We start from the raw sequence: 21,229 nt of genomic DNA on the forward strand, positions 1-21,229 counted from the left end.
TCTTTCGCGCCACCCTAGGGCGCGTCCCGCTGGGGGAAAAGGGGGCAGGTCACACCGGGTGGGGATCCCAAGTGATCCAGCGTCCGTGAAAATCGGCACGCCCAAGCGACCAGCGGCGCGCGGACCCGCTCCAGAAGCCAAGGCGCAGGGCCGCGCCCTCGCCGCCGTCAGCCTCCATCTCGACATGGGCCAGCGGTGCCTGCGGGCTGGCCTGCGCTGCGGCGCGCGCCATGGCATCGGCACAGGCCGTCGTGGTCGCGGCGGGGAAATATTGCGCCGCGACCGTGTGGAAGACCATCGTCAGCACGCCCGGGACGGGGTCGCGAAGCTGGACGCCCAGCCATTCGCCCGCATCACCCCGGTCCACCTGCGGCGGGTCGGCCCGCGCGATCTGCAGCGCGCCGCGCAGCCGCGACAGGCGCGCGCTCTGGTCGGCCCAGCAATAGGCCATCAGGCGCAGCGCGTCGCGATCCGGATCCAGCGGGTTCAGGTCGACCCCGCGGCGGCTGCTGACCCGGAGATTGCCCTGCGGCACGGTCCCGCGCCAGTCGGGGGTGAGGGAGACACCATCCGACGCGGGCCCCAGATGATAGCGGTCGAAGTTCAGGTTCAGGCCCGCCGACGCCCCCAGTTCCAGCAGCCTGAGGGGCAGGGGGCACAGCTCCGACAGAAAGCGCGCGGTCGCGATCAGGGCGGCCGAGCGCGCGACCTCGTTCGTCTGGGGCGGGCTGTCCAGCCATTCCTCAAGCGTCGCATCATGATCGCGCAGCGCGGCGACCAGAAGGCTTGGGGCCAAGTCGCCCGTGGCATAGGCGCGCGCCAGCTCCGGGGCCGCGCCCGTCAGCACCAGCGCATGCAAGCCGCCGCAAAGGCGCAGCGGCACGGAATCGGCGCGGCTGGACGGATCGCCGGGCCAGTTCAGGACGCGGCGCGCGGTCTGTCCCTGGTCCGTCGCCAGCACATCCGCCAGGCTGTCGCAGATCCGCGCCGTCAGGGGCGATCCCAGCTGCCGGCAGGAGCGGGCCTGGTCCCGAAATGCCGCGCGAACCGCTTCGGTCACTTGAACCGGTCCGTCAGGGCCCGCAGCCTGTCGGCAAGGCTGCCGGGATGCTGTGGTTCCGGAGCGGGGGCAGGAGCGGCCTTAGGCGCCGGTGCCTGACGGGCAGCCGGGGCCTCCGTGCCGCTGTTGCGGGCTGGCGACACGCGCGCCGCGACCGCGTTCTGGAACCGCCCGCCGTCGCCCGCCGCCAGCGCCGCCGCCCCGTCGGAGATGCCGCGCATCAGGTCGTCCAGCCAGTCCTGATCCGCCTTGGCGAAGTCCGACAGCACATAGGGCGCGACCTTGTCCTTGTGGCCCGGATGCCCGATCCCCAGCCTGACGCGGTCGTACTCCGCACCGATATGCTGGTGGATCGAGCGCAGCCCGTTGTGCCCCGCATGCCCGCCCCCCTGCTTGACCCGACACTTGCCCGGCGCGAGGTCCAGCTCGTCATGCAGGACGATCACATCCGCCGGCGTCAGCTTCAGGTAGCGCATCGCCTCTCCGACGGCCTGCCCGGACAGGTTCATGAAGGTCTGGGGCTTCAGCAGCGTGGCGCGGCTGTCGCCGATGCGCCCCTCGGTCGCCAAGCCTTGGAAACGGGCCCGCCAGGGGCCGAAGCCATGGTCCTCCGCGATCCGGTCCAGCGCCATGAAACCGATGTTGTGACGGTTCGACGCGTATTTTGCGCCGGGATTTCCCAGCCCAACGATCAGTTTCACATGCCTCTCCTGCCTGTCCGCGCGGCCAAGGCGCGGGTCGAATTTCGTTCCATCCCTTGCGGCTGACCTTGCCGGTTACTAAGACTCTGTCAACCTATCGCGGCTAAGACAGGGGTTCAGGCCCGGACGAATCGCGGGGACAGGGACAGACAGCAAGGACAGAAGATGAGCGATCCGGCAGAATTCTACATGAACACCCTCGTTCCCATGGTGGTCGAACAGACCTCGCGCGGGGAACGGGCCTATGACATCTTCTCGCGGCTGCTGAAGGAACGGATCATCTTCGTCTCGGGCCCGGTCCATGACGGGATGTCCACGCTGATCTGCGCGCAGCTGCTGTTCCTGGAGGCGGAGAACCCGTCCAAGGACATCAGCATGTACATTAACAGCCCCGGCGGCGTCGTGACCTCGGGCCTGTCGATCTATGACACGATGCAGTACATCCGCCCCCGCGTCTCGACGCTGGTGGTGGGACAGGCGGCCTCGATGGGGTCGCTGCTGCTGGCCGCGGGGGAAAAGGGGCTGCGCTACTCGCTGCCCAACAGCCGCGTGATGGTCCACCAACCTTCGGGCGGATACCAGGGCCAGGCGACCGATATCCTGATCCACGCACGCGAAACCGAGAAGCTGAAGCGCCGCCTGAACGAGATCTACGTGAACCATACCGGCCGCACCCTGGACGAGGTCGAACAGGCGCTGGAGCGGGACCGCTTCATGGGTCCGGACGAGGCACAGGAATGGGGCCTGATCGACGAGGTGCTGAAGCCGCGCGGCAAGGCGGAACCCGAGAAGAAATAGCCCCGTTGGGGATTGTGACGGACCCGGCGGGCTCGTAACATGACTGAACTGCTCGGGGCGGCCGATCCGCCTCGGGAGATCCGAAGATGCGACGTGCGGTCAGGTGCCCGCCGTCGCCCGCAGCGCAGGACGTGCGGCGGTAGTGAAGGAAGTGGACGATGGCCAACCAGTCCGGCGGCGACAGCAAGAACACGCTCTATTGCAGCTTCTGCGGCAAGAGCCAGCACGAGGTCCGCAAGCTCATTGCAGGACCGACCGTGTTCATCTGCGATGAATGCGTCGAACTGTGTATGGACATCATCCGCGAGGAAACTAAGACCAGCGGCCTGAAATCCGGCGACGGCGTGCCGACCCCGCGCGAGATCTGCGGCGTGCTGGACGATTACGTGATCGGTCAGGAACATGCCAAACGGGTTCTGTCCGTCGCGGTGCACAACCACTACAAGCGCCTCAACCACGGGTCCAAGACCGATATCGAGCTGGCCAAGTCGAACATCCTGCTGATTGGCCCTACTGGTTGCGGCAAGACGCTGCTGGCCCAGACCCTGGCGCGGATCCTGGATGTGCCGTTCACGATGGCCGACGCCACCACGCTGACCGAGGCCGGCTACGTCGGCGAGGATGTCGAGAACATCATCCTCAAGCTGCTGCAGGCCAGCGAATACAACGTGGAACGCGCGCAGCGCGGCATCGTCTATATCGACGAGGTCGACAAGATCACGCGCAAGTCCGACAACCCCTCGATCACCCGCGACGTGTCGGGCGAGGGCGTGCAGCAGGCCCTGCTGAAGATCATGGAGGGCACGGTCGCCAGCGTCCCGCCCCAAGGAGGTCGCAAGCATCCGCAGCAGGAATTCCTGCAGGTGGACACGACCAACATCCTGTTCATCTGCGGGGGCGCCTTCGCAGGTCTCGACCGGATCATCTCGCAGCGCAACAAGGGCACGGCGATGGGCTTTGGCGCCAGCGTCAAGGAGAACAGCGACAAGGGCGTCGGCGAGACGTTCAAGGAGCTTGAGCCCGAGGACCTGCTTAAGTTCGGCCTGATCCCGGAATTCGTCGGCCGCCTGCCGGTGATCGCCACGCTGACGGATCTGGACGAGGAAGCGCTGATCATCATCCTGACCAAGCCGAAGAACGCCTTGGTCAAGCAGTATCAGCGCCTGTTCGATTTGGAAGGCGTGCAGCTGACCTTCACCGAGGATGCGCTGACCGCGATTGCCAAGCGCGCGATCAAGCGCAAGACAGGTGCCCGTGGTCTGCGGTCCATCATGGAAGAGATCCTGCTGGACACCATGTTCGAGCTTCCCGGCCTGGACAGCGTCGAGGAGGTCGTGGTGAACGAGGATGCGGTCGAGAACGCCTCGGTCAAGCCGCTGCTGATCCATACGGATGCCAAAAAGGGCAGCGCCTCGGCCGGTTAAAAACCGGGAATGATGCTGCGCCGTGTCATCGGGTCCGGTCTTCCAAGGCTGGACCCGTGCGCCAATCTGGTGCATATCCTCGAAGAAATCTGATCGATGAGGGCCTGTCGATGTCGTTCCTGCTGCGCAGCTTGACCTGGTGGAACAGCCAGACGCTCAACACCCAGTTCTGGACCTGGCGCAATGGCGTGAAGGTTGGTGAGGATGGTGCGGGAAACCTGTTCTATCAGTCCAAGGACGGCGCGCGCCGTTGGGTGATCTACAAGGCCGAGGCAGAGGCCAGCCAGATCAGCCCCGAATGGCACGGCTGGCTGCACCACACCTGGAACGAACCCCCGACCGAGGCGCCGCTGCCGCACAAGGTCTGGGAAAAGCCGCACAAGCCGAACCTGACCGGAACGTCCGAAGCCTATGTTCCGGCCGGGTCGCTGAACCGCGTGCAGCCTGTCGCTCGACGCGACTACGATGCATGGCAGCCTGAATAACATGGCTGTTGCCGGCGGGCACCATGGCGAAGCCCGGGCCGAACTCTGGGCCGGTGCGCTGGTTCTGGTTGTTGCTGCCGCGTTCTTGGCTTGGGCGGCTCAAGGCGATTGGCCGGGAACCGGGGGCTATCACGTCACCGCCTCCTTTCCGGACGTAGACGGCGTCAGCGTCGGGACCGAAGTGCGCCTGGCTGGGGTCAAGATCGGGCGCGTCAGCGATGTCCAGCTGAACCCTCAGACCTACATGGCGGATGCGGTGCTGCAGATCCCGGATGGGATCCTGCTGCCCGCCGACAGCGCCGCCTTGATCCAGTCGGACGGCCTGCTGGGCGGCGCCTACATCCAGCTGCAACCTGGCGGCAGTCCTGACAATCTGGCCCCCGGCGACGAGATCGAGGATGTGCAAGGCGCTGTCAGTCTGCTGCAGCTGATGCTCAAGTTCGTGGACAGCCAGTCCCAGGACAAGGAACCATGATCGCGCGCACCCTTCGCGCGCTGCTCTGTGTGTGGGTCCTTGCCATGCCGGCGGCGGCCCAAGACACGCTACGCGCGGGCGGGGCGCTCCTGAGAGGTCTCGACAAGGTTTCAGGGCGCACCACCGACCTGCCGCTGCGCGTGGGTGAGGCATTGCGCTATGGGCGGCTGGAACTGCGCCTGGGGGAATGCCGTTTTCCGGCGGGGGACCAGAGCTCTGACGCCTTCGCCCAACTGACGATCACCGACCTGCGCCAGAACACCACCATCTTCAGCGGCTGGATGATTGCCAGCGCCCCGGCGCTGTCGGCCCTGGACGACGCGCGCTATGACGTGTGGGTCATGGCCTGCCAAAGCTGAAGGTCGGAGGCGAGCGGATGTGCAGTGAAATCCGCCTTTCTGCGCAGCGCCCGCGACAGGCTTTGCCGATAGACCGCCCGCGTCACCTCGACCCCGCCCATCCGCGCCAGATGGGGCGTCAGGAACTGCGTGTCGAAAAGGGTGAAGCCGCAGCGCGCAAGGTGATCCGAAGCCCATAACAGCGCCATCTTGGAGCCGTTGGTGCGCGCCGAAACCATGGATTCGCCGAAGAACGCAGAGCCAAGGGTAACCCCAAAGAGTCCTCCGGCAAATCGACCGTCGTGGCGGACCTCGATGGCATGCGCATGACCCGCGACATGCAGCTGGGCATAAAGGTTGGACAACTCGGCATTGATCCAGGTAGTCCCGCGATCCGCGCAGGCCGCCACCACGGCGCAGAAATCGCCGTCCAGATGCGCGGACCAGCCGCCCCGCCGCAGGTCCCGCAGCAGTGAGCGCGATGCGTGGACGCCGCCCACGGGGATGACACCCCGCAGCTGCGGATCGAACCAGTAGAGCCGGTCGTCATCCGCGCTTTCGGCCATGGGAAAGACCCCGCGCGCATAGCCGGTCAGCAATTGCGCGGGGCTCAACACCGGCGCCTCAGGCGTAATGGCTGTCCAGCCAACGCTCCAGCCAGTGGATCGAGTAGGTCCCCGACTGGATGTCGGGCTCGTCCAGCAGCGCCCGGAACAGAGGCACGGTGGTGTCCACCCCGTCGACGATCAGTTCGCCCAGGGCGCGCGACAGGCGGGCCAGTGCCTCGTCACGGTCGCGGCCATGCACGATCAGCTTGCCGATCAGGCTGTCGTAATAGGGCGGGATCGAATAGCCCTGATACAGCGCCGAATCCATCCGGACGCCAAGTCCGCCGGGGGCGTGGTACTGGGTGATCTTGCCCGGGCAGGGTGAGAAGTTCGGGACCTTTTCGGCGTTGATCCGCACCTCGATCGAATGGCCGTTGATCACCAGGTCCTCCTGGTGGAACTCCATCGGCAGGCCGGCGGCCACGCGGATCTGCTGACGGACCAGGTCGACGCCGAAGATCGCCTCGGTGACCGGATGTTCGACCTGCAGGCGGGTGTTCATCTCGATGAAGTAAAACTCTCCGTCCTCATAGAGGAACTCGATCGTGCCGGCCCCCGAATAGCCGATCTTGGCCACGGCATCGGCGCAGACCTTGCCGATGCGGGCACGCTCCTCGGCGGTGATGACGGGCCCGGGCGCCTCCTCCAGCACCTTCTGGTGGCGGCGCTGCAGTGAACAATCACGTTCGCCCAGATGAACCGCGCGGCCCTTGCCGTCGCCAAAGACCTGGATCTCGATGTGGCGCGGGCGCTGCAGGTATTTCTCGATATAGACGTCGGGGTTGCCGAAGGCGGCCTTGGCTTCGGCGCGCGCGGTGCGGAACGCGACCTCCAGGCCCGTCTCGTCCTGGGCGACCTTCATGCCGCGCCCGCCGCCACCCGCCGTGGCCTTGATGATGACCGGATAGCCGATCGCGGCCGCCACGCGCTTGGCCTCGTCAACCTCGTTCACGCCGCCGTCGCTGCCGGGCACGCAGGGGACGCCAAGCGCCTTCATCGTGTCCTTGGCGGTGATCTTGTCGCCCATGATGCGGATATGTTCCGCGCGCGGGCCGATGAAGGTGATGTCGTGATCTTCCAGCATCTGCACGAAGCCGGCGTTCTCGGACAGGAAGCCGTAGCCCGGATGGATCGCCTGCGCGCCCGTGATCTCGCAGGCCGAGATCAGCGCGGGCATCGAGAGATAGCTTTGCGCGGACGAGGGCGGGCCGATGCAGACCGATTCGTCGGCCATGCGGACATGCATCGCATCGGCATCGGCGGTCGAATGGACGGCGACTGAGGCAATGCCCATCTCGCGGCAGGCCCGGATCACGCGCAGCGCGATCTCGCCCCGGTTGGCGATGAGGATCTTGTCGAACATGGGCTTACTCGACGATCATCAGGGGCGAACCGAATTCGACCGGATTGCCGTCCTCGACCAGGATCCGCCGGACAGTGCCGGCGCGCGGGGCGGGGATGTGGTTCATCGTCTTCATCGCCTCGACGATCATCAGCGTGTCGCCCTCGGCCACGGTTGCGCCGACGGTGACGAAGGGCGCGGCACCGGGCTCGGCCGACAGGTAGGCCGTGCCCACCATGGGCGAGGTGACGGCCCCCGGCAGGCTGGCCGGATCTTCGCTCAGCGCAGGGACGGAGGGCGCGGCAGGCGCGGATGCGGCGGCAGGAGCCTGGGCGGCGGGGGCGGCCATCGCGGCAGGGGCCTGGGCATAGACGACCTGCTTGCCCTGCTTGGACAGGCTGACGGTCAGGCGGTCATGTTCGCCATATTCCCGCTTGACCGAGATCTCGTTCAACTCGCTGTCGTTCAGCAGCTGGGCCAGCGACTGGATGAAGGCCACGTCGCCGTCGTGATGCTTGCCGGGGTTGGATTCGTTGCTCATGCCGTCCTCTGAGATCTTCTTGTCGGGCCGCGTGCGGGCGCGGCGATTGCAGGGCTTATAGCCTTTCCGGCGGCCCGAGGGGAAGGGTCTGGCGCGCAGGCGGGGCGCCCGCGCGGTTATTCCGGGCGCGATGCCTTTTCCTGCAGCCCCGAGATGCCCTCGCGGCGCGCAAGCTCGGCCTCCACATCGGCCAGTGACACGTCGCGGGCGGCCAGCATGACCAGCAGGTGGAACAGGACATCGGCCGCCTCGGAGGTCAGCCTGGTCCGGTCACCCTTGACGGCCTCGATGATGGCCTCGATGGCCTCCTCGCCGAATTTCTCGGCGCATTTTTCGGGACCCTTGGCCAGCAGCTTGGCGGTCCAGCTGCTGTCGGGATCGGCCGACTTGCGGGACTCGACCGTGGCGGCAAGACGGGCCAGCGCGCTCATGTCAGCCTCATCGGGATGCCGACGGCGGCCATGTGGGCCTTGGCCTCGGCGATGGTATGGGTGCCGAAATGAAAGATCGAGGCGGCCAGCACGGCGCTGGCATGGCCCTCTGTCACGCCTTCGACCAGGTGGTCCAGCGTCCCCACGCCGCCCGATGCGATGACCGGCACGCTGACAGCATCCGCGATCGCGCGCGTCAGCGGCAGGTTGAAGCCGGCGCGCGTCCCGTCCCGGTCCATGGAGGTCAGCAGGATCTCTCCCGCGCCCTTGGCCTCGACGGTGCGGGCGAATTCGACGGCATCGATGCCGGTCGACTTGCGCCCGCCATGGGTGAAGATCTCCCACCGGCCATCGGCCACGGTCTTGGCGTCGATGGCCACGACGATGCACTGGCTGCCAAAACGATCGGCGGCGGCGGCCACGACATCGGGGTCCGCGACCGCGGCCGAATTGAAGCTGACCTTGTCGGCGCCGGCCAGCAGCAGCGCGCGCACGTCGTTGTGGCTGCGCACGCCGCCGCCCACCGTCAGCGGCACAAAGCACTGTTCGGCCGTGCGCGTGACCAGGTCGAACATGGTGCCGCGGTTCTCGTGGGTGGCGTGGATGTCCAGAAAGCAGATCTCGTCCGCGCCGGCCGCGTCATAGGCGCGGGCAGCCTCGACCGGGTCGCCGGCATCGATCAGGTCCACGAAATTGACACCCTTCACGACGCGGCCATCGGCCACGTCCAGACAGGGGATGATGCGGGTCTTGAGCATCGGATGCGCCTTTTCTGGGGCTTTGGGGGGCTTTTTAGCGCAAGCCCGGCCACGGGGCCAGAGCGTGCAGGCCGGATCAGGCCAGCGCGGCCAGGGCTTCGCGCAGATCCAGCGCCCCGTCGTAGAGCGCCCGCCCTGAGATCGCGCCCGCGATGACGCGCGTATCGGCCAAGCCCTGCAGATCGGCCAGCGAAGAGACACCGCCCGAGGCGATCACCGGGATCGAGACGGCGCGGGCCAGCGCCTCGGTGGCGGCGACGTTCGGCCCGCCCATCGCGCCGTCGCGGTCGATGTCGGTATAGATGATGGCCGCGACGCCCGCGTCCTGGAAGCGGCGGGCCAGGTCGGTTGCGGTGATGTCGGTCTCGGTCGCCCAGCCCCGCGTCGCGACCCGCCCGGCCCGCGCATCGATCCCCACGGCGATCCGGCCCGGAAAGGCCGCGGCCGCCTCGTGCACCAGGTCGGGGTTTTCGACCGCGACGGTGCCCAGGATGACCCGCGTCAGGCCCCGGTCCAGCCAGCTTTCGATCGTCGCCATGTCGCGGATGCCCCCGCCCAGCTGCGCCGGGATGCGGGTGGCCTTCAGGATCGCCTCGACCGCGCCGCCATTGACGGGCTTGCCTTCGAAGGCGCCGTTCAGGTCCACCAGGTGCAGCCATTCGGCCCCCGCGTCCTGAAAGGCCCGGGCCTGGGCTGCGGGGTCGGTGCCAAAGACCGTCGCCGCCTCCATGTCGCCGCGCAGCAGGCGCACGCAATTGCCGTCCTTGAGGTCGATGGCGGGGTAGAGGATCATGTCACGCGCTCCGGCTGCTGGCAGTTGGGCCTCCTTTGCCACGGTGGGTGCGCCCGCGTAAAGGGACCTCACGTCATGCTTGCCGGGGCCGGAGCCGCGCGCGCAATGTGGCGCCATCCTGAGGAGGAGTGTTCATGCGTCACATCATTCTTGCCGCCGTGCTGGGCCTTGCCGCGGGTGCGGCCGCGGCCGACCCCATCGAGGGGGTCTGGCAGACCCAGCCTGACGAGGGCAGCTTTGCCCATGTCACCGTCGCGCCCTGCGGCGGGGCCTTTTGCGGCACCATCACCCGGACGTTCAAGGACCAGGCGGAATACAAGTCGCCGAACCTGGGCCGCCAGATCGTCATCGACATGGCACCCAAGGGCGGCGGCAACTATCAGGGCCGCGTCTGGCGTCCGTCGAATGACAAGGTCTATGCCGGCAAGGCCAGCGTCTCGGGCCAGCAGATGAGCCTGTCGGGCTGCGTGGCGGGCGGGCTTGTGTGCAAGAGCCAGACCTGGGTCAGGGTCCAGTAACAGCCGGACGGACGAAAAGGGGGCCGCGCTGGAATGCGCGGCCCCTGGTCATTCGGCGGCCTGCTGCGGGCGCCATTCCGACACGCAGGGGATCTTGTCGCGATCGCAGCGGTCGGCATATTTGCGGGCGATTTCCTGAACCTCGGCCAAAAGGCCGTCCTCCAGCTTGATCGGCTGCAGGCCCATTCCCAGGAAGCTGTCGTTGACGACATGCAGGTCGTTCTCGTCGGCTTCCTTGCGGGGATTGCGCAGATGGGCGATTTCGGCCCCCGTCTGGTCGGCGATCATCCGGGCCAGGTCGCGGACACGGTGCGTCTCGGTCATCTGGTTCAGGATCTGGACCCGGTCGCCCGCGGCGGGCGGGTTCAGCAGGGCCAGCTCGATGCAGCGGCAGGTGTCCTGGATATGGATGAAGGCGCGCGTCTGGCCCCCGGTGCCATGCACCGTCAGCGGATAGTTGACCGCCGCCTGCATCAGGAAGCGGTTCAGCACCGTGCCGTAGTCGCCGTCATAATCGAACCGGTTGATCAGCCGGTCGTCCAGCCGCGTCTCCTCGGTCTGGGTGCCCCAGACGATGCCCTGATGCAGGTCGGTGATCCGGACGCCGTCGTTCTTGTTGTAATAGAAGAAGAACAGCTGATCCTGCGTCTTGGTCATGTGATAGATCGAGCCGGGATTGGCGGGATAGAGGATCTCCTGCCGGTGCGGACCGCTTTCTGTCTCCACCAGCACGTCCAGATAGCCTTCGGGGATCTTCATGCCCGCGGTGCCATAGCCATAGACGCCCATCGTTCCCAGATGCACCAGGTGGATGTCTTGGCCGGATTCGACGATGGCGGCCAGCACGTCATTCGTGGCGTTCAGGTTGTTGTTGACGGTATAGCGCTTGTGCCAGCTGGACTTCATCGAATAGGGCGCGGCCCGCTGTTCGGCGAAATGAATGACCGCGTCGGGGCGTTCCTGCTGCAGCAGCGTCAGCAGGCGGTGATAGTGCTGGCCGACGGTGAAGTTCTCGACCCTGATCTCGTGTCCGGTCAGGTCCTGCCAGGCGCGGACCCGTTCGCCCAAGGGACGGATGGGGGTCAGCGAAGTGACCTCCAGCTCGACGTCGATCTTGCGGCGGGACAGGTTGTCCACGATCACCACGTCATGCCCGCGGGCCGACAGGTGAAGGGCGGTGGGCCATCCGCAAAAACCGTCTCCGCCCAATACGATGATCTTCATGCTATGCCTTTGGAAGGGTTCCAGCGTCGAAGGGGGTGTAATGCGGCAGACCCCGGCATGCCAGCACCTGTTTCACAGACGACATGAAAACGTCATCAAGGCGCTCAGCCCGAGATCGTCTGCTGCATGTTGGCCATGTGAACCTCGATCGCCTCTTCCAGATCGGCATAGAAGGTCAGCTTGCCGTTTTCCAGGACCGCGCCCGCGTCGCAATTCGTCCGCAGCATGCCCATCGAATGGGCCACCACGATCGCGCCCGCATTGGCCATCCGTTCCTTGAAGACGCGGTTCGACTTGGCCTTGAAGGCGGCGTCGCCCACTGCCGAGACCTCGTCCACCAGATAGGTGTCGAAGGGCACGGCCATCGACAGCCCAAAGGCCAGCCGCGACTTCATGCCCGAGGAATAGCTGCGCAGCGGCAGGCGGAAGTGGTCGCCCAGCTCCGCGAAATCCTCCACGAAATACAGCAGTTCATCGGTGTCGACGCCATAGACGCGCGCCACGAAGCGGCAGTTCTGCTCGCCCGTCAATTCGCCGTTGAAGGATCCGGCGAAACCGACCGGCCAGCTGATCGTGCCGGTCGACAGGATCTTGCCCGAGGTCGGCAGCATCGCCCCAGAGATCATCCGCAGCAGCGAGGACTTTCCCGCCCCGTTACGACCCAGAAGCGCGATCGACATGCCCGAAGGAAAGGTGGCGTTGATGTTGTCGGCCACCACCTTGTGGCGGCCGTTCAGCGTGTAGGTCTTGCAGAGATTGTGCAGGTGGATCATCGCCGGTCGCGAAGGCTGTAGAAGATCAGGCTGCCGATGATCCAGAGCAGCGACAGGAACAGCGAGATCATCAAAAGCAGTTTGGCGCGCTGCGGGAACTCGGCCGCCTGTGCCAGCGTCGGTCGGATATAGGCTGCCAGATAGCGCGACTGCCGGACCGCCTCGGCGCGCGCAGTCTCATAGCTTGCAAGGGCGGCGGTATAGCTGGTCTCGGCGAACTGGCGATCGACGGCCAGGATCTCGTACTGCCCGACCACGTCCGACAGCGCGGCCTCGCTGCTGTTCGAGCCGAACTTCTGGCGCTCGGCCTCGATCTGCTCGCGGATCACCTCGATGCGCAGTTCGGTCTGGCTGATCCGCGGGTCATTGGGCTGGGCATTGGCGCGCAGGAGGCCAAGCGAGACCAGCTGTTCCGCCAGCTGCTGCTGCAGCGAGGTCACGACCCCGATCTGCCCCTGGACATCGGCGACCGGGTCGACCAGTTGATATCGGTTGCGGAACTCGGTCACCGCCTGCCGGGCCTGCCGCAGCCGTTCCTGCGCGCGCTCCAGCTCGTCGCGCGAATAGCGCAGGGCGTCCTCGCGCGCGATGTCGTTCAACTGGTTGATCAGAAGGCCACCTTCTTCCATGATGGCCTTGGCGATGTTCTGGGCGTCATGAGGATCAAAGGCCAGCACGCGCAGGTCGATCATCCCGGTGTCGTAATAGATCCTGACCTTGCGTTCCCATTCCGCGACCAGATCCTCCAGCGAGGCGTCTCCGCCATAGCTGAAGATCGGATCGCCCGGCGCCTTGGACCAGATGGCCCTCAGGTCCAGCCGGGCGTTCACCCGCTCGACCAGGTCGCGGCTCTGGATGAACTTGAACAGGATGTCCGTGTCCGAGGTGGAACTGGACGTCACCCCGACAAGCGAGCCGAGGCCGCCCAGCATGTCCGCCGGACTGGGCGCGGATTCGCTGCGCACGGAAAAGCCGACATAGGATGCATACTGATCCTCGGCCTTGGCATAGAGGTAATAGGCCGACACCAGGATCGGGATCAGGACCACCAGCACAAAGCTGATCGCCATGCCATAATGGCGCCGTTCCAGCTTGGCGGCGCTGGCGGGCGGCAGGACGGGGTGCTGCATCGACGCGTCGATGATCTGCTGCGACTTCAGCTGACGCGCCTTGATGCCAGCGGCTCCGGGCTTCTTGGGGCGCGGGGCGGGCTGTCGGGCCGGTTGCGGGGTCGTCGCGATCTGGCCCGTCTTCGCGGGCTGCTCGGATGCCGGCTCGGCCGGAGGCTGGGTCTGCGATGAGGGTATCTGGTCGTGGGCGGACATGCGCTTACCCCGCCTGTCTTGTTGATCTCTTGCCGGCACTCATACATAAGCGCGATGAACAGTTCCAGCGCCGATCCCTGCAAGGATCTGCCAGCAGAAGGCGCCCCCGCGGCGCGGTCCGATGTCACAGATGCCCCAACCTTCCGCCCCCCAGCCCGCTCCGCTGCCGCAGCGGCGCGGCCCGGCCCCCGACCGCAAGCTCAAGGAAGTCCGCAAGCACCGCAGCTTTGCCAGCCTCAGGGCGATCGGTGCCCTGATCCTGCGCGAGATGCAGACCAGCCACGGGCGATCCTCGGGCGGGTACTTCTGGGCGATCGCCGAGCCGGTGGGCGGGGTCATTCTGCTGACGCTGATCTTTTCGGCCGGCTTCCGGACGCCGCCGATGGGCACGACCTTCGCGATGTTCTATGCGACGGGGGTCGTGCCGTTCATGGCCTACCTCGACATCTCTAACAAGGTGGCGGGCTCGATCCGCTACTCCTCGGCGCTTCTGGCCTATCCGGCAGTCACCTTCGTGGATGCGCTGCTGGCGCGGATCGCCTTCGGGGCGGTCACGCAGATCATGGTCGCCTTCCTGATCTTCACCAGCATCTCGTTGATCATGGAGACGCGCACCGACCCCCAGTTCGACCTGATCGTCATCGGTGTGGCCATGGCCATCATGCTGGGGTCGGCCATGGGTGTCATGAATTCTTTCCTCTTCGAGACGATCAGCTGGTGGCAGCCCATGTGGGGCATCCTGATGCGCCCGCTGTTCATCCTCTCCTGCGTGTTCTTCATCTTTGACGATGTTCCGCAGCCCTACCAGGACTGGCTGTGGTGGAACCCGCTGGTGCACATGGTCGGCCAGATGCGCCGCGCCTTCTATCCCAGCTATGGCGGCGAATATGTCAGCTATGTCTATGTCTTCGGCCTCAGCCTGACCCTGTTTGCCTTGGGGCTGGCCCTGCTGGTCCGCTATCACCGCGATCTGCAGAACAGCTAGGGGCCTGCGCGGCGTTCAGCCGCGCGGATCGATCAGCCGGGCCAGCACGGCCTCGCGGGTGATGCGGCCGCCACCCTCGACCGGAACGGCGGACCGCCCCGAGAGCAGTTCCATGACCGCCCGCACCGGCAGATCCCGGGCGATGGGCTGGCCCTCGGCCTCTCCGGCCTCGACGACATCCTCCGCGGTCAGAACCCCGAGCGGGTTCATATGCGCCACGAAATCCGCGACGTAGCCGTTCACCGGGTTGGCGATGATCTGCCGCGCCGTGCCGATCTGGACGATCCGGCCGCCCTCCATCAGCGCGATCCTGTTGCCCAGCTTGAAGGCTTCGTCCAGGTCGTGGCTGACAAAGATGATGGTGCGGCCGGTCTTGGCCTGCAACTCCAGCAACTCGTCCTGCAGCCGGGCGCGGATCAGCGGGTCCAGCGCGCTGAAGGGTTCGTCCATCAGCAGGATCGGCGCCTCGGTCGCAAAGGCGCGGGCCAGGCCGACGCGCTGCTGCATGCCTCCCGACAGCTCTCCCACCTTGCGGTCGGCCCATTCGGACAACCCCACCGTCTCGAGGTGGCGGTCGACCTTGTCGCGGCGCTCGGCGGGCGACATGCCCGCGAGCTCCAGGCCCAGCCCGACATTCTCGCGCACGCTGCGCCAGGGCAGCAGGCCGAACTGCTGGAACACCATGGCCACGCTGCTCAGCCGGATGTCCCGCAACGCCCGGCGGCCGGCGCCGGTCACGCTGACCATCTGCTCGCCGCGCCGGATGCGGACCTCACCCCGGCAGACGTCGTTCAGCGCGTTCACGGCCCGCAGCAGGGTGGACTTGCCCGAACCGGACAGGCCCATCAGCACCAGGATCTCGCCTTCGGCAACGTTCAGGCTGCAGTCATGGACCCCCAGCACCTGGCCGGTCTCCGTCTTGATGGGACCCCGCTCCAGGCCCTCGTCCATCAGGGGCAGGGCGCGGTCGGGGTGGTCGCCGAATACGATGCAGACCCGGTCGAATTCGACGGCATTGCGTTCAGCAGTCATTTGCGGCTCTCCATGCGCAGCATCCGGTCCAGAAGAATGGCGACGACGACGATCACGAAGCCCGATTCGAACCCGAGCGAGGTGTTCACGCTGTTCAGCGCCCGGACGACCGGAACCCCCAGGCCCGAGGCACCGACCAGGGCGGCGATGACGACCATCGACAGCGACAGCATGATGGTCTGGTTCAGGCCCGCCATGATCTGCGGCAGGGCGCTGGGCAATTCGACCTTCCACAGCAGCTGCCGTGGGGTCGCACCAAAGGCGGTCGCCGCCTCGACCAGGGCGGGCGGGGTCGAGGCGATGCCCAGTTGCGTCAGCCGAATCGGGGCGGGCAGAACGAAGATCACCGTCGCCAGCAGGCCCGGCACCATCCCGATGCCGAAGAAGACGATCGCCGGGATCAGGTAGACGAAGGTCGGCAGCGTCTGCATCAGGTCCAGGACCGGCCGCATCCATGCATAAAGGCGCGGACGGTGGGCGGCGGCGATGCCGATGGGCACGCCCACCGCCATGCAGACGATGCAGGCGGACAGCACCAGCGTCAGCGACTGGAGCGTCTCGCTCCAGTAGCCCTGGTTCAGGATGAACAGAAGGCCCGCCGCCACCAGCAGGCAGGTCGACAGCCGCCGCTGCAGCGCATAGGTCAGCGCGACCGCCAGCGCGATGAACAGGAAGGGATGCGGCGCCTCGAGCGCCGCGAGCACGGCCCCGATCAGCGCCTCCATTGCCACCGAGATCGCGTCAAAGACCGCCCCCGCATTCGCGTTCAGCCAGTCGAACACGGTCTTTGCCGTGCGTCCGACCGGTATCTTGTTGTCCGTGACCCATTCGGTCATCTGTTCCATTGCCGTTCCCCTGCTGTCCCGAACCGTCGCCAAGGCGGGGTCGCGCCCCCCGCCGCAGCGATCAGCGTTGCAGCGCCTCGTTCAGCGCCGCCTGCGGATCATTTCCATCGACCGTCGTCACATCGACCAGCCAGGGCGTGGCCGCATCGGGATTGTCCTTCAGCCAAGCCTGGGCGGCGGCCAGCGGCTCCATCCCGTCGTTCAGGATCAGCCCCATCACCTCGTTCTCCATCGGCAGCGTGAATTCCAGGTTCTGCAGGAACTTGCCGACATTCGGGCATTCCTCGACATAGCCGGCGCGGGTGTTCGTGCGCACCTCGGCCCCGCCCAAGTTGGGGCCGAAGACCTCGTCGCCGCCGGTCAGGTAGGTCATCTGGAACTGCGCGTTCATCGGATGCGGCTCCCAGCCCAGGAAGACCACCGGCTGGTCGCGGCCATCGGCGCGGCTGACCTGCGCCAGCATCCCCTGTTCGCTGGATTCGACCACCTCGAAGGTGCCCAGGCCGAACTTGTCCATCGCCACCATCTCCAGCAGCAGGCGGTTGCCGTCATTGCCGGGCTCGATGGCATAGATCTTGCCGTCCAGGGCTTCCTTGTGCTCGGCGATCTTGGTGAAGTCGTCGATGCCCAGATCGGCCCCCGCCTGGTTGGTGGCCAAGGTGTATTTGGCGCCGGTCAGGTTCGTGCGGACCGTGTCCACCGTCCCCGCGTCGCGATAGGGCGCGAAATCGGCCTCCATCGTGGGCATCCAGTTGCCCAGGAAGACGTCGACATCGTCAGTCGACAAGGCGGTGTAGGTCACCGGCACCGACAGGATGCGGGTCTCGGTCTCGTAGCCGAGCGACTGCAGGACGGTCGAGGCAAGGGCCGTCGTGGCCGTGATGTCCGACCAGCCGACATCCGAGAAGACCACGGTGCGGCACTCTTCGGGTTCGGCCGCGGCGGCGGGCAGGCTGGCGGCGGCGCTGATCGCAAGCGATGCGACGATGCGGGAAAGGGTCATTTTGGGACTCCCTGTTCTTGATTGGTTGATCAATTAAAGATACATGATAAGCATAAAGCAACCGTTTTCTTGAGAGCGCAGGTGCCGTCATGCCGAAACTTGGGGCCGAGCCTATTCGAAAGGCTGCACTAATCAACGCCGCGATCCAGGAAGTGGGTCGTGCGGGGTCGCTGGATGTGACGGTTGCGCAGATTGCCAAGCGCGCCGGCATGTCCCCGGCGCTGGCGCATCACTATTTCGGCTCCAAGGAGCAGATATTCCTGGCCGCGATGCGCTTCATCCTGCGCAACTATGGTGATTCGGTGCGCGAGGTCCTGCGGGGCGACGACGGCCGCGCGCGGCTGGACGGCATCGTCCGCGCCAACTTTGCGCCCCAGAACTTCCAGCGCGAGACGGTCAGCGCCTGGCTGAACTTCTATGCCCTGGCGCTGGTGAACCCGAATGCCGGGCGGCTGCTGCGCGTCTATCACCGCCGCCTACGGTCGAACCTGATCTTTTCGCTGCGCGGCCTGACCGGGCAGCCTGAACGAATCGCCGACACGCTCGGCGCGCTGATCGACGGCGTCTATCTGCGCGCCGTCCTGACGCCGGGGCCGACCGATGCCGAGGCGGCGCTGACCATCATCCAGACCTATCTTGAAGAGGCGCTTGCATGACCCAGAACCCAGAGCTTTCGGCCCAACCCCGGGCCAGCCTCTTTATCGGCGGCCAGCATGTCGAAGGGCAGGGTGCCGAACTTGCCGTGCGCTATGCCTATACCGGCGCGACGATCGCAAGCCTGCGGGAAGCCACCCCCCCGCAGGTGGCCGAGGCCTGCGCCGTCGCGCGCCAGGCGCAGCCCGGATGGGCCGCGTTGGCGCCGGTCGAGCGCGGCCGCATCCTGGCTCGCGCCGCCGCGCTGATCCTGGAGCGCAACGAGGATCTGGCCCGCCTTGAGACGCTGGATACCGGCAAGCCGATCCAGGAGACGCTGGTGGCCGACTGGCCGTCGGGGGCCGCCGCGCTGGAATATTTCGCGGGCCTGGCGGCGACGCTGACCGGCCAGATGATCCCCCTTGGCTTGGACTGGGCCTATACGCGGCGCGAGCCCCTGGGGGTTTGCGCGGGCATCGGGGCCTGGAACTATCCTAGCCAAATCGCCTGCTGGAAGGCTGCCCCGGCCCTGGTCATGGGCAACACGATGGTCTTCAAGCCGTCCGAGGAAACGCCGCTAGGCGCCTTGAAACTGGCGGAAATCTTCCTTGAAGCCGGCATGCCGCCGGGCGTCTTCAACGTGGTGCAGGGCCGAGGAGAGGTGGGCGCCGCGCTGGTCACCGACCCGAATGTCGCCAAGGTGTCGCTGACTGGATCGGTGCCGACCGGGCGCCGCGTCTATGCCGCCGCGGCCCAAGGCATGCGCCACGTCACGATGGAACTGGGAGGCAAGTCGCCGCTGGTCGTCTTTGATGACGCCAATCTGGAAGACGCGGTCGGCGCCGCGATCCTGGCGAACTTCTACAGCTCGGGTCAGATCTGCTCGAACGGCACGCGGGTCTTCCTGCAGGAGGGCATCAAGGAGGATTTCCTGGCGCGGATGGCCGAGCGCCTGGCCTCCGTCCGCATGGGCGATCCTCTGAACCCGCTGACGAATCACGGCCCGATCATCAACCAGACGCAGGCGGACAAGATCCGCGCCGCCATCCGGGCCGGTCAGGCGGCCGGCGCCCGGCTGGTCTGCGGCGGAGAGGGCGAGGGGGCCTTTGTCCCGCCGACGGTCTTTGCCGATGCCACCGACGATATGGCCATCGCGACGGACGAGATCTTTGGTCCCGTCATGACGGTGCTGAGCTTCCGGGAGGAAAACGAGGCGATCAGACGTGCCAACAACACCGGCTTTGGTTTGGCCGCTGGCGTCTTTACCCAGGACCTGACCCGCGCCCATCGCGTCACCGCCCGGCTGGAGGCCGGGACTTGCTGGATCAACACCTACAACCTGACCCCGGTGGAGATGCCCTTTGGCGGGGTCAAGCTGTCGGGCCTGGGCCGAGAGAACTCGGCCGCCGCGATCGAGCATTATTCGCAGCTGAAATCCGTCTATGTCGGAATGGGAGGCGTGGATGCGCCCTATTGAACCGCCGCGCGGCGCCGCGCCCGCCGATTACGTCATCATCGGCGCGGGCAGCGCCGGCTGCGCGCTGGCCTATCGGCTGACCGAGGCCGGGCGCAGCGTCACCCTGATCGAATTCGGCGGCAGCGACATCGGCCCCTTCATCCAGATGCCGGGCGCGCTGTCCTATCCGATGAACATGTCGCGCTATGACTGGGGCTTCTCCAGCCAGCCCGAGCCGCATCTGGACGGCCGTCGGCTGGTCACCCCGCGCGGCAAGGTCATCGGGGGGTCGTCCTCGATCAACGGCATGGTCTTCGTGCGCGGAAATCCGATGGACTACCAGCACTGGGCCGACAGCGGTGCGGCGGGCTGGGACTATGCGGGCGTGCTGCCCTATTTCAAGCGGATGGAGACCTGGCACGGCGATCCGACCGGGGCCAAAACCTCGCCCTGGCGCGGCACGGACGGTCCGCTGCACATCACGCGGGGCAAGCGCAAGAACCCGCTGTTCAACACCTTCATCCAGGCAGGCCAGCAGGCCGGCTGGCCCCGGACCGACGACTATAACGGCGAACAGCAGGAGGGCTTTGGCCCGATGGAGGCCACCATCTGGAAGGGCCGCCGCTGGTCGGCCGCCAACGCCTATCTTCGTCCGGCGAAGAAATCCGGGCTTCTGACCGTGGTCCATGGGCTGGCGCAGCGCATCCTGTTTCAAGGAAACCGCGCTTACGGTGTTGAAATCCTGCGCAAGGGTCGTGCGGAGGTGCTGGAGGCCAAGCGCGAGGTCGTCGTTTCGGCCAGCACGATCAACACGCCGAAACTGCTGATGCTGTCAGGCATCGGGCCTGCCGATCACCTGCGCCAGCACGGCATCACGCCCATCGCCGACAGGCCCGGAGTCGGGGCCAACCTCCAGGATCACCTGGAGGTCTACATGCAGTACAAGTCGCTGAAGCCGATCACGCTCTATACCTATTACAACCTTCTGGGCAAAGGTCGGGTCGGGGTCGAGTGGCTGTTGCAGAAGACGGGCCTGGGTGCGTCGAACCAGTTCGAAAGCTGCGGCTTCATCCGCTCCTCCGATGCGGTGGATTATCCCGACATCCAGTATCACTTCCTGCCGCTGGCGGTGCGCTATGACGGCAAATCCGCGGCCAAGGGACACGGCTTCCAGGCCCATGTCGGCCCGATGCGGTCGAAATCGCGGGGCACGGTCCGCCTCACCAGCGCCGATGCCGCCGCCGCGCCCGAGATCCGCTTCAACTACATGTCGCACCAGGACGACTGGGCCGAGTTCCGGGCCTGCGTCCGGCACACCCGTCGCATCTTTGACCAGCCCGCCTTTGCCCCCTATCGCGGCGAGGAGATCCAGCCCGGCGACGTGCTGCAAACCGACGAGCAGATCGACGGCTTCATCCGCGAGCATGCCGAATCGGCCTATCACCCCTGCGGCAGCGCGCGCATGGGTGCGGCCAGTGATCCGATGGCGGTGGTGGACCCCGAACTGCGCGTGATCGGGGTCGAGGGGCTGCGTGTCGCGGACAGTTCGATCTTTCCGCGGATCACGAACGGCAATCTCAACGGCCCGTCGATCATGACGGGCGAAAAGGCGGCCGATCACATCCTGGGCCGTCAGATGCTGCGCGAAACCCTGTGACGGACAAGGCCCGGATCGCTCCGG

24 protein-coding genes are annotated in these 21,229 nt (G+C 66.3%); 10 read left to right on the plus strand and 14 right to left on the minus strand.

What is annotated here, in order from left to right:
- Window positions 1-49: 49 nt before the first annotated feature.
- Window positions 50-1,060: a DUF2332 domain-containing protein gene (locus ACNR9W_RS06905; protein ID WP_419268114.1), complete on the minus strand. Its 1,011-nt coding sequence runs from the start codon at window positions 1,058-1,060 to the stop codon at window positions 50-52.
- On the minus strand, window positions 1,057-1,761 hold the full coding sequence (pth, locus tag ACNR9W_RS06910) for an aminoacyl-tRNA hydrolase (RefSeq protein WP_419268115.1): 705 nt from the start codon (window positions 1,759-1,761) through the stop codon (window positions 1,057-1,059). The genes ACNR9W_RS06905 and pth overlap by 4 nt, the downstream gene beginning before the upstream one ends.
- Window positions 1,762-1,926: 165 nt before the next feature.
- On the opposite strand from pth, the gene ACNR9W_RS06915 reads away from it, so the two are divergent.
- The 5 genes from ACNR9W_RS06915 to ACNR9W_RS06935 all read left to right on the plus strand — a co-directional run bounded on the left by ACNR9W_RS06915 (window position 1,927) and on the right by ACNR9W_RS06935 (window position 5,302).
- The gene (locus ACNR9W_RS06915) at window positions 1,927-2,559 is read left to right on the plus strand and encodes an ATP-dependent Clp protease proteolytic subunit (RefSeq protein ID WP_419268116.1); all 633 of its coding nucleotides are present in this window, start codon (window positions 1,927-1,929) and stop codon (window positions 2,557-2,559) included.
- A 158-nt stretch (window positions 2,560-2,717) separates the two neighbouring features.
- Window positions 2,718-3,983, plus strand: coding sequence for an ATP-dependent Clp protease ATP-binding subunit ClpX (clpX, locus tag ACNR9W_RS06920; RefSeq protein ID WP_419268117.1), 1,266 nt, complete (start codon window positions 2,718-2,720; stop codon window positions 3,981-3,983).
- A gap of 110 nt (window positions 3,984-4,093) precedes the next feature.
- Window positions 4,094-4,468: an NADH:ubiquinone oxidoreductase subunit NDUFA12 gene (locus tag ACNR9W_RS06925; protein ID WP_419268118.1), complete on the plus strand. Its 375-nt coding sequence runs from the start codon at window positions 4,094-4,096 to the stop codon at window positions 4,466-4,468.
- A 1-nt stretch (window position 4,469) separates the two neighbouring features.
- Window positions 4,470-4,943, plus strand: coding sequence for an outer membrane lipid asymmetry maintenance protein MlaD (mlaD, locus tag ACNR9W_RS06930; protein ID WP_419268119.1), 474 nt, complete (start codon window positions 4,470-4,472; stop codon window positions 4,941-4,943).
- Window positions 4,940-5,302 (plus strand): DUF2155 domain-containing protein, encoded by a 363-nt coding sequence (locus tag ACNR9W_RS06935; RefSeq protein WP_419268120.1) that lies wholly within the window; start codon window positions 4,940-4,942, stop codon window positions 5,300-5,302. Before mlaD ends, ACNR9W_RS06935 begins: the two co-directional genes overlap by 4 nt.
- Here the strand turns inward: ACNR9W_RS06935 and aat are convergent.
- The 6 genes from aat to hisA form a co-directional block, all read right to left on the minus strand.
- Window positions 5,269-5,847 carry a leucyl/phenylalanyl-tRNA--protein transferase gene (aat, locus tag ACNR9W_RS06940; protein WP_458478727.1) on the minus strand — a complete coding sequence of 193 codons (579 nt, stop codon included), beginning with the start codon at window positions 5,845-5,847 and terminating at the stop codon, window positions 5,269-5,271. The two genes, ACNR9W_RS06935 and aat, sit on opposite strands and share 34 nt — an antisense overlap.
- 58 nt (window positions 5,848-5,905) lie before the next feature.
- Complete coding sequence (accC, locus tag ACNR9W_RS06945; RefSeq protein ID WP_419268122.1) at window positions 5,906-7,252, minus strand: acetyl-CoA carboxylase biotin carboxylase subunit; 1,347 nt, start codon at window positions 7,250-7,252, stop codon at window positions 5,906-5,908.
- Window positions 7,253-7,256: 4 nt separating this feature from the next.
- On the minus strand, window positions 7,257-7,772 hold the full coding sequence (gene accB / locus ACNR9W_RS06950) for an acetyl-CoA carboxylase biotin carboxyl carrier protein (RefSeq protein ID WP_419268123.1): 516 nt from the start codon (window positions 7,770-7,772) through the stop codon (window positions 7,257-7,259).
- 116 nt (window positions 7,773-7,888) lie between these two features.
- Window positions 7,889-8,203 (minus strand): phosphoribosyl-ATP diphosphatase, encoded by a 315-nt coding sequence (locus ACNR9W_RS06955; protein ID WP_419268124.1) that lies wholly within the window; start codon window positions 8,201-8,203, stop codon window positions 7,889-7,891.
- Window positions 8,200-8,961 (minus strand): imidazole glycerol phosphate synthase subunit HisF, encoded by a 762-nt coding sequence (hisF, locus tag ACNR9W_RS06960; protein WP_419268125.1) that lies wholly within the window; start codon window positions 8,959-8,961, stop codon window positions 8,200-8,202. Before hisF ends, ACNR9W_RS06955 begins: the two co-directional genes overlap by 4 nt.
- A 76-nt stretch (window positions 8,962-9,037) precedes the next feature.
- The gene (hisA, locus tag ACNR9W_RS06965; protein ID WP_419268126.1) at window positions 9,038-9,754 is read right to left on the minus strand and encodes a 1-(5-phosphoribosyl)-5-[(5-phosphoribosylamino)methylideneamino]imidazole-4-carboxamide isomerase; all 717 of its coding nucleotides are present in this window, start codon (window positions 9,752-9,754) and stop codon (window positions 9,038-9,040) included.
- A 134-nt stretch (window positions 9,755-9,888) separates the two neighbouring features.
- On the opposite strand from hisA, the gene ACNR9W_RS06970 reads away from it, so the two are divergent.
- The gene (locus tag ACNR9W_RS06970) at window positions 9,889-10,272 is read left to right on the plus strand and encodes a DUF2147 domain-containing protein (RefSeq protein WP_419268127.1); all 384 of its coding nucleotides are present in this window, start codon (window positions 9,889-9,891) and stop codon (window positions 10,270-10,272) included.
- 48 nt (window positions 10,273-10,320) lie between these two features.
- Here the strand turns inward: ACNR9W_RS06970 and ACNR9W_RS06975 are convergent, their stop codons facing one another.
- From ACNR9W_RS06975 to ACNR9W_RS06985, 3 genes are all read right to left on the minus strand, one after another.
- Window positions 10,321-11,496 carry an NAD-dependent epimerase/dehydratase family protein gene (locus ACNR9W_RS06975; RefSeq protein WP_419268128.1) on the minus strand — a complete coding sequence of 392 codons (1,176 nt, stop codon included), beginning with the start codon at window positions 11,494-11,496 and terminating at the stop codon, window positions 10,321-10,323.
- 104 nt (window positions 11,497-11,600) lie between these two features.
- Window positions 11,601-12,269, minus strand: coding sequence for an ABC transporter ATP-binding protein (locus ACNR9W_RS06980; protein ID WP_419268129.1), 669 nt, complete (start codon window positions 12,267-12,269; stop codon window positions 11,601-11,603).
- A complete protein-coding gene (locus ACNR9W_RS06985; protein WP_419268130.1) occupies window positions 12,266-13,594 on the minus strand; it encodes a sugar transporter in 1,329 nt (442 codons plus the stop codon). Before ACNR9W_RS06985 ends, ACNR9W_RS06980 begins: the two co-directional genes overlap by 4 nt.
- A gap of 130 nt (window positions 13,595-13,724) precedes the next feature.
- On the opposite strand from ACNR9W_RS06985, the gene ACNR9W_RS06990 reads away from it, so the two are divergent.
- Window positions 13,725-14,579 carry an ABC transporter permease gene (locus ACNR9W_RS06990; protein ID WP_419268131.1) on the plus strand — a complete coding sequence of 285 codons (855 nt, stop codon included), beginning with the start codon at window positions 13,725-13,727 and terminating at the stop codon, window positions 14,577-14,579.
- Window positions 14,580-14,594: 15 nt separating this feature from the next.
- On the opposite strand, the gene choV is transcribed toward ACNR9W_RS06990, so the two are convergent.
- From choV to choX, 3 genes are all read right to left on the minus strand, one after another.
- Window positions 14,595-15,611, minus strand: coding sequence for a choline ABC transporter ATP-binding protein (choV, locus tag ACNR9W_RS06995; RefSeq protein WP_419268132.1), 1,017 nt, complete (start codon window positions 15,609-15,611; stop codon window positions 14,595-14,597).
- Window positions 15,608-16,456, minus strand: coding sequence for a choline ABC transporter permease subunit (choW, locus tag ACNR9W_RS07000; protein WP_419268133.1), 849 nt, complete (start codon window positions 16,454-16,456; stop codon window positions 15,608-15,610). The genes choV and choW overlap by 4 nt, the downstream gene beginning before the upstream one ends.
- 61 nt (window positions 16,457-16,517) lie before the next feature.
- Complete coding sequence (choX, locus tag ACNR9W_RS07005) at window positions 16,518-17,459, minus strand: choline ABC transporter substrate-binding protein (protein WP_419268134.1); 942 nt, start codon at window positions 17,457-17,459, stop codon at window positions 16,518-16,520.
- An 89-nt stretch (window positions 17,460-17,548) separates the two neighbouring features.
- Here choX and betI point away from each other — a divergent pair, with 89 nt between their 5' ends.
- From betI to betA, 3 genes are read left to right on the plus strand one after another with little or no spacing between them, the layout of a single operon-like run.
- Window positions 17,549-18,115, plus strand: a complete 567-nt coding sequence (gene betI, locus ACNR9W_RS07010; protein WP_419268135.1) for a choline-binding transcriptional repressor BetI — start codon at window positions 17,549-17,551, stop codon at window positions 18,113-18,115.
- Window positions 18,112-19,569, plus strand: coding sequence for a betaine-aldehyde dehydrogenase (gene betB / locus ACNR9W_RS07015; RefSeq protein WP_419268136.1), 1,458 nt, complete (start codon window positions 18,112-18,114; stop codon window positions 19,567-19,569). Before betI ends, betB begins: the two co-directional genes overlap by 4 nt.
- Complete coding sequence (gene betA / locus ACNR9W_RS07020; RefSeq protein ID WP_419268137.1) at window positions 19,556-21,205, plus strand: choline dehydrogenase; 1,650 nt, start codon at window positions 19,556-19,558, stop codon at window positions 21,203-21,205. The genes betB and betA overlap by 14 nt, the downstream gene beginning before the upstream one ends.
- The last annotated feature ends 24 nt before the right edge of the window (window positions 21,206-21,229 follow it).

This window comes from Paracoccus sp. T5 (assembly GCF_048538155.2).
In the GTDB taxonomy this organism is placed as follows: Bacteria; Pseudomonadota; Alphaproteobacteria; order Rhodobacterales; family Rhodobacteraceae; genus Paracoccus.